The following is a 268-nucleotide window of genomic DNA, read 5'->3' on the forward strand; positions in this document are numbered from 1 at the left end:
TGATACCCCTGTTAATAGCGTTGTTATGGCAAATGGTTGTATTGATACTGAATTGTTGATTGTTGATGAGGATGCCGAAGATGATGCAGAGTTTGATGAAGCTGAATTAGGTGCGACAGTAACAAATAATTCGGCCCTTATTGCTGAACAATGTCGTCAACAACGAGATGTTTCTGTGGCAGTGGATTGTTTTGGGTCTATTCTTCAACCTGTGTATTTTGATTTTGATAAATCAGTAGTGTTGTTAACTCAGCGACCAACCTTGGTT

Annotated in this window: 1 protein-coding gene; it reads left to right on the top strand. The window is 39.2% G+C overall.

Annotated features, from left to right (window positions below; genetic code table 11):
• Positions 1 to 268 (top strand): hypothetical protein (locus AAEY72_RS15085; RefSeq protein ID WP_352311381.1); only part of this gene is annotated, 268 nt, incomplete at both ends.

This window comes from Psychrobacter sp. W2-37-MNA-CIBAN-0211 (assembly GCF_040309405.1).
GTDB lineage: Bacteria > Pseudomonadota > Gammaproteobacteria > Pseudomonadales > Moraxellaceae > Psychrobacter > Psychrobacter glaciei.